Annotated in this window: 7 protein-coding genes; 5 read left to right on the top strand and 2 right to left on the bottom strand. The window is 46.6% G+C overall.

The genetic code is table 11. From position 1 onward, the window contains the following. A partial coding sequence (locus QUA00_RS26705) for an HAD-IC family P-type ATPase (RefSeq protein WP_333411751.1) occupies positions 1-1,166 on the top strand: 1,166 nt, incomplete at its 5' end. Positions 1,167-1,363: 197 nt separating this feature from the next. Here the strand turns inward: QUA00_RS26705 and QUA00_RS26700 are convergent. Then, positions 1,364-1,711, bottom strand: a complete 348-nt coding sequence (locus QUA00_RS26700) for a hypothetical protein (RefSeq protein WP_333146829.1) — start codon at positions 1,709-1,711, stop codon at positions 1,364-1,366. Positions 1,712-1,816: 105 nt separating this feature from the next. Between QUA00_RS26700 and tmk the strand changes: the two genes are divergently transcribed. After that, positions 1,817-2,485, top strand: coding sequence for a dTMP kinase (tmk, locus tag QUA00_RS26695; RefSeq protein WP_333411750.1), 669 nt, complete (start codon positions 1,817-1,819; stop codon positions 2,483-2,485). A gap of 422 nt (positions 2,486-2,907) precedes the next feature. Here tmk and QUA00_RS26690 read toward each other — a convergent pair whose 3' ends face one another. Beyond that, positions 2,908-3,045, bottom strand: coding sequence for a hypothetical protein (locus QUA00_RS26690; RefSeq protein WP_333146833.1), 138 nt, complete (start codon positions 3,043-3,045; stop codon positions 2,908-2,910). Here QUA00_RS26690 and QUA00_RS26685 point away from each other — a divergent pair. The 3 genes from QUA00_RS26685 to QUA00_RS26675 all read left to right on the top strand — a co-directional run bounded on the left by QUA00_RS26685 (position 3,044) and on the right by QUA00_RS26675 (position 5,909). Then, positions 3,044-4,006: a DNA polymerase III subunit delta' gene (locus QUA00_RS26685; protein WP_333146835.1), complete on the top strand. Its 963-nt coding sequence runs from the start codon at positions 3,044-3,046 to the stop codon at positions 4,004-4,006. The genes QUA00_RS26690 and QUA00_RS26685 overlap by 2 nt on opposite strands. Before the next feature lie 27 nt (positions 4,007-4,033). Beyond that, positions 4,034-4,519, top strand: coding sequence for a peptide-methionine (S)-S-oxide reductase MsrA (msrA, locus tag QUA00_RS26680; RefSeq protein ID WP_445305763.1), 486 nt, complete (start codon positions 4,034-4,036; stop codon positions 4,517-4,519). A gap of 553 nt (positions 4,520-5,072) precedes the next feature. Next, positions 5,073-5,909 carry a metallophosphoesterase gene (locus QUA00_RS26675; protein WP_333411749.1) on the top strand — a complete coding sequence of 279 codons (837 nt, stop codon included), beginning with the start codon at positions 5,073-5,075 and terminating at the stop codon, positions 5,907-5,909. Positions 5,910-6,000 lie beyond the last annotated feature (91 nt).

The following is a 6,000-nucleotide window of genomic DNA, read 5'->3' as shown; positions in this document are numbered from 1 at the left end:
CAATTGATGGGGTTTCTGGTAACAGGCAAGATGCCTGTTCCACAATTGATGGGGTTTCTGGTAACAGGCAAGATGCCCGTTCCACAATTGATGGGGTTTCTGGTAACAGGCAAGATGCCTGTTCCACAATTGATGGGGTTTCTGGTAACAGGCAAGATGCCCGTTCCACAATTGATGGGGTTTCTGGTAACAGGCAAGATGCCTGTTCCACAATTGATGGGGTTTCTGGTAACAGGCAAGATGCCTGTTCCACAATTGATGGGGTTTCTGGCAACAGGCAAGATGCCTGTTCCACAATTGACTCAAAACTGCTGCAAATTGCGGCGGCGGTGGAAAGGGGCGCTTGTCATCCCATCGCCGCAGCGATTTTGCTGGAAGCTCAACAACAAGGTTTGCCGTTGCTAGCTGCTGAAGATTTTTGCACGGAACCGGGCTTGGGGGTTTCGGCTTTGGTGGAGGGCCGGCGGGTGTTCGCAGGGAATGCTGAGTGGATGAAGGAGCAGGGGGTCGCTGTGGCGACGCAATTGTCGGAGTCTTTGCAAGGCAAAACCGCGGTTTACGTGGCTTCTGAGGGCGTTTTGCTGGGGGTAATCGGGCTAAAAGATACTCTGAGGCCGGATGCTAAGGCTGCGGTGGAACGTTTGCGGGGCATGGGATTGCGGGTGATGATGCTGACGGGCGATACGCCGTCTGCGGCGGCGGCGACGGCGCAGCAGCTAGATTTGACGGCGGCTGATGTTTTGGCCGGGGTGCGGCCGGAGGGGAAGGCGAGGGCGATCGCGACTTTGCAAGCCCAAGGCTGTAAAGTGGCTGTGGTGGGAGATGGTATCAATGATGCGCCGGCTTTGGCTCAAGCTGATGTCGGTATCGGTTTACACTGTGGTACTGATGTGGCAGTTGAGACTGCTCAAATTGTGCTGATGCGAAATGCTTTGATGGATGTTGTTGAGTCGATCGAGCTGGGGCGCGCTACTTTTAATAAGATTCGCCAAAATTTATTTTGGGCTTTTGGTTACAATACTCTGGGAATTCCGGTGGCTGCGGGTATCTTGCTGCCTGCAACCGGAATTCTACTCAGTCCTGCGGCGGCCGGAGCATTTATGGCCTTTAGTTCTGTTAGCGTGGTTACAAATTCTTTGTTTTTGCGCCGGGGATTTCGAGCTTAAATTTAGGGATGACCAATAAAAGTACGAGGTCATTGGTCATTAGCTAGAAAGTAATGACTAATGACCTCATCCCAAGACGGATACAAGCCCCCCACACCAGGAGTCGAAACCAAAGAAGTTTCGACGTTAGTTCGAGGCCCCAGATTTATCTGTGGAGTCACTCTAAAATCTAAAATGTAAAATCGACTGACTAATGGCTACAGTGCCATACTTTCCAAGAGTCGCCAATTATTGTTGTTCATAACGGAACGACTCACTAGCTCGAACATTTGACGGCAGTGGTTGTTGGTTTGCAGGGGCAGTTCTTCGTTTTTAATCACGAAGTTCATGCGAACCTCTGAGTCGCTGGCCGTGTTTTTCTCAATTAGGACTTCTGCGGTGACAAGTTTGGCGATCGAAACTTGACCGGGAAGTTCGCGAGCCATGACGGAATCTCCTGTATTGTAGATAATATCAAGATTGCATGACTCTAAAATTTCAATCAGGGATTGACGCAGACGGTCGATCGGAACGGCAACGATAAAAAAACCAGTATAGCGAGCCATAGACAACTCCAGCCGTGAGGCATTTAGACTTTATTATCATACCGAACCTAGAACAGATGTACAGAACAATATGGATTTATTTTATTCAAATGGGAAGTTAGGGCAATGAAGGGCAAACTTATCGTGTTTGAGGGGGTTGAAGGTGCGGGTAAAACTACGCAAATGCAGCGACTGATACATTGGCTGCAAGCAAGTTGCTTTCTCACAGTCCCGTTGGTGGCTACTCGCGAACCGGGGGGTACTGACCTGGGAAGGGGACTGCGACATTTGCTGCTGAAACAAGATGGGGGCGAATCTGTATCCGATCGAGCAGAATTACTCATGTATGCTGCCGATCGCGCTCAGCACGTCGAAACTTTTCTTAAACCCGAGTTATCTAAGGGAACGATTGTTTTATGCGATCGCTTTACTGACTCTACGATTGCTTATCAGGGCTACGGCCGCGGTCTTAACTTAAATTTAATTAAGCAGTTGAATGAAATTGCCACAGGCGGCTTGGAAAGCGATCTGACTTTGTGGCTGGATATTAATGTGGAGGAGGGTTTGGCGAGGGTAAGGACTCGCGGAGGGTGCGATCGGATCGAGCAAGCGGATTTGAAGTTTCACCGCCTTGTGCAGCAAGGTTTTGCGGACTTAGCCGAGGCAAATAAATCTCGAATTGTTCGCATAAATGCCGATCGGCCTGAATATGAAGTCGCTCAGGAAATTCAAGCTATTGTAACTCGCAGCTTAGAAGCTTGGGGATATTTAAATAATACCAATTCTGAAAAATAGGGTAACACAATCTATAGGGACACTCCAAGATCCCAAGGCGTGTCAACTTAACGTCAAACCGATAGTCCGGCAGGGGTTTAAACCCCTGCCTCAAAGCGAAAGTCCTCTAAAAGAGGACTGAAGAACTCATTAGTCCTCTTTTAGAGGACTTTCGCTATTAGACAGGGAATTCATTCCCTGGCGGACTGACGGGTGGGCGGGAGGACTGGTGGACTAAAAGCTTAAGTTGACACGCCTTGGGCATTGCCGTGTCCGGCTCCGGCAACTTACAATTTAACTTCTTAACTCAAAACAATTATTTAGCAGTCTATTAAACCACAATAACCTTTTGGTATTATTATAGCAACCACCCCCGACGCTTAATATGTTATTAATTGCTGAAACCCTAGATTTTCTTCCTTCTTCCTTCATCCTGACATCCGTTACATCTGAGATATTGTAACATTCTCAATTACTTGTTTAGGAACAGGCATCTTGCCTGTTCCACAAGAAAATTCACTCTTTGTGGAACAGGCATCTTGCCTGTTCGTTGCCGAACTTCCTTCTTCCTGAGCAAACATGAATTATTTTACATCATTAATCGGACAAGAGCGAGCAGTAGAATTGCTAACTCAAGCAGTCGAGCGAAACCGAATTGCTCCTGGTTATTTATTTGTCGGCTCTAACGGCATCGGCAAAAGTTTAGCAGCTCAGTGTTTCATCGAGCTTTTATTCTCAGCCAATATTCCCGAAACCCGACTAATAGCCTCCGTGCAAAATCGCGTGAGACAGCGAAATCATCCAGACTTACTCTGGGTAGAACCAACTTATATGAACCAAGGCAAACGGCTTACGCCAAAGGAAGCAGAGGAAGCCGGTTTAAAGCGGAAAGCACCACCACAAATTCGCTTAGAACAAGTTCGAGAAATCGGTGATTTTCTCAGCAGACCGCCGCTAGAAGCTGCGCGTTCAGTCGTAGTTTTGGAACAAGCAGAAACAATGGGTGAGGGAGCCGCTAACGGCTTGTTGAAGACATTGGAAGAACCGGGAAAAGCAGCGCTAATCTTAATTGCTCCGACTGTGGAAGGTTTGCTACCAACTTTGATTTCCCGTTGTCAAAAAGTCCAGTTTTCACGGCTGAATCCCGAAGCAATGGCACAAGTTTTGCAGCAAGCTGGATTCGCGGAGATTTTGAATCATTCCGAGGTACTGGGGATGGCTCAGGGAAGTCCTGGGGAGGCGATTTCTATTTGGCAGCAACTGCAATCAATACCCGATGATTTGCTGCAAAAGGTGAAGCAGTTGCCTCAAAATCTGCGGTCTGCTTTGGAATTGGCCAAGGAAATTGATAAAACTTTAGATACTGAATCTCAGTTGTGGTTAATCGATTATTTACAGCACTGTTACTGGCAGCAATTTTTGGCAGGGGGAATTAGTCGATCGCCCTTAGAGCCCTTGGAAAAAGCGCGGCAATATTTGCTAAACTACGTACAGCCGCGATTAGTTTGGGAATGCACACTAATGGGAATATGTCAAGCATAATTTATTGCCAAGTTTCAACCCAATACGATGAGTAACACGATGGAAAAAGCCACATTTGCCGCCGGTTGTTTTTGGGGAGTTGAACACAAGTTTCGCGCCGTTGCGGGTGTCGTCTCGACTGCTGCGGGCTACACAGGAGGCCACTGGCCGAATCCGTGCTACCTGGATGTTTGCGCCAGAGTCACCGGTCACGCTGAATCAGTGCTGGTAGAGTACGATCGATCGCAGGTGAGTTACGAAGCACTGCTAGATGTATTCTGGAACTGTCACGATCCCACCCAAATCAATCGCCAAGGTCCCGACAGAGGCGAACAGTACAGGTCGGTGATTTTTTATCATAATTCCGAACAAGAAAAAGCCGCGCGCATCTCCAAACAAAAATTGCAAATTTCCGGTAAATACGACAAAGATATTGCCACCGAAATCAAACCTGCTGGTGAATTTTATATGGCAGAGGATTACCACCAGCAGTATATTGAGAAGAAGCGGCTTTCGTCAAAAGTTATTAGTTAACAAGTAGGCAGACGGGAGAAAAAAATAAAATATCTTAGGGGCGGGTAACGCAATAATATATACTAGCCACAGTTGATTATTAATGCAACACCCTGCCTCACCCACGCCATGTTTATTTCCACCTACTCAGTAATAAATCATTAGTCATAAGATAGTGTTTGGTAGGGGCAATCCCCGTGTGGTATGCCGATGCGATGGGGATGCGGTGCAATTCTCAGCTTTGAAAATTGCTAAAAGAATATAGATGCGGGGCTGGAAAAGCCAGTATGAAAAGGATCGATCGCGTTTTAAACAGCTTGTTACGCAAGTCATAATTTTATAAAAATGCTGTAGCAGTTGGGCGCGTAAGACGCAAACAATTTTGCAATAAAGCCTAAATAAAGATTGGGCATTTATGCTTCAATTCTGGTGAGGAAATCCGAATTTTTGCGTCCCGGACTGTAGTAATTAGTCAGAGGATATAAGGAAAAGGGAATAATATCTAGTTTGGCAGTCTTGCTGGTTTATTTGCTAAGCTAGAGGTGGCGCTCTGTCATCAATAAACCTTAGATTTATGCACAGGTTATTAACTGGGAAACTGCGAGTAGAGCATTTAACAATACCGATCGCTAATCTTCCAGCAAATCTATCCGGTACTAAAATTGTACAGCTTACGGACTTTCACTATGACGGGGTGCGGCTGTCGGAATGGTTGCTAGCAGAGGCGATTGCTGCGGCCAACGAAGCTGAACCCGACATGATTTTTTTAACTGGTGACTTTATTAGCTACGATCCCGCACCTATTTACGGCTTAGTGCAGCGATTGAAAAACTTGCAAAGTCGAGTGGGAATTTACGCGGTTTTGGGCAATCACGACCACTATTTACCGGGGGCAAAAACAGAGGTTACTAATGCTTTAAATAGCGTCGGAATTCGGGTTTTGTACAACGAAGCAATCTATCCTTTGGGGTCTGAATTGGCTTTAGTTGGGCTGGCTGATTTTTGGTCGGGGGATTTTGCGCCTAAACCTGTAATGGCATCCATAAATCCCGCGATTCCTCGGATTGTCTTGTCTCACAATCCTGATACTGCTGAAAAGCTGCAAAATTGGCGAATTGATTTGCAGTTCTCTGGACACACTCACGGCGGTCAAATCGTTATTCCCGGTATCGGCCCTTTGTACGCTTGGGTCAGAAAAATTGGCTATTTTATTCCTAAACGAATCCGAAAGTTCATTCCTTTTCTGTCGGCTTGGGATCGAGTAGTTACTCACTGGGAATGGGCTAGCGGTTTGCATCAGGTTGGGAGTAATTGGCTGTACGTGAATCGCGGTTTGGGGACTTATGCGCCGGGGAGGCTATTTTGTCCGCCGGAGGTGACAGTAATTACTTTGGTTTGTCAACATCCGTAAAGGCTGGTTTAGGGTGCACATTTTCCTGACAAAAGATAATATTTGTACAAAACTAGGCCAGGTTTTCCCGAAAGTAGATAAAGTTATATAT

Origin of the sequence: Microcoleus sp. T2B6 (assembly GCF_036700475.1) — a bacterium.
Taxonomy (GTDB): Bacteria; Cyanobacteriota; Cyanobacteriia; order Cyanobacteriales; family Microcoleaceae; genus Microcoleus.
This window is presented reverse-complemented; position numbering and strand designations above follow the sequence as displayed.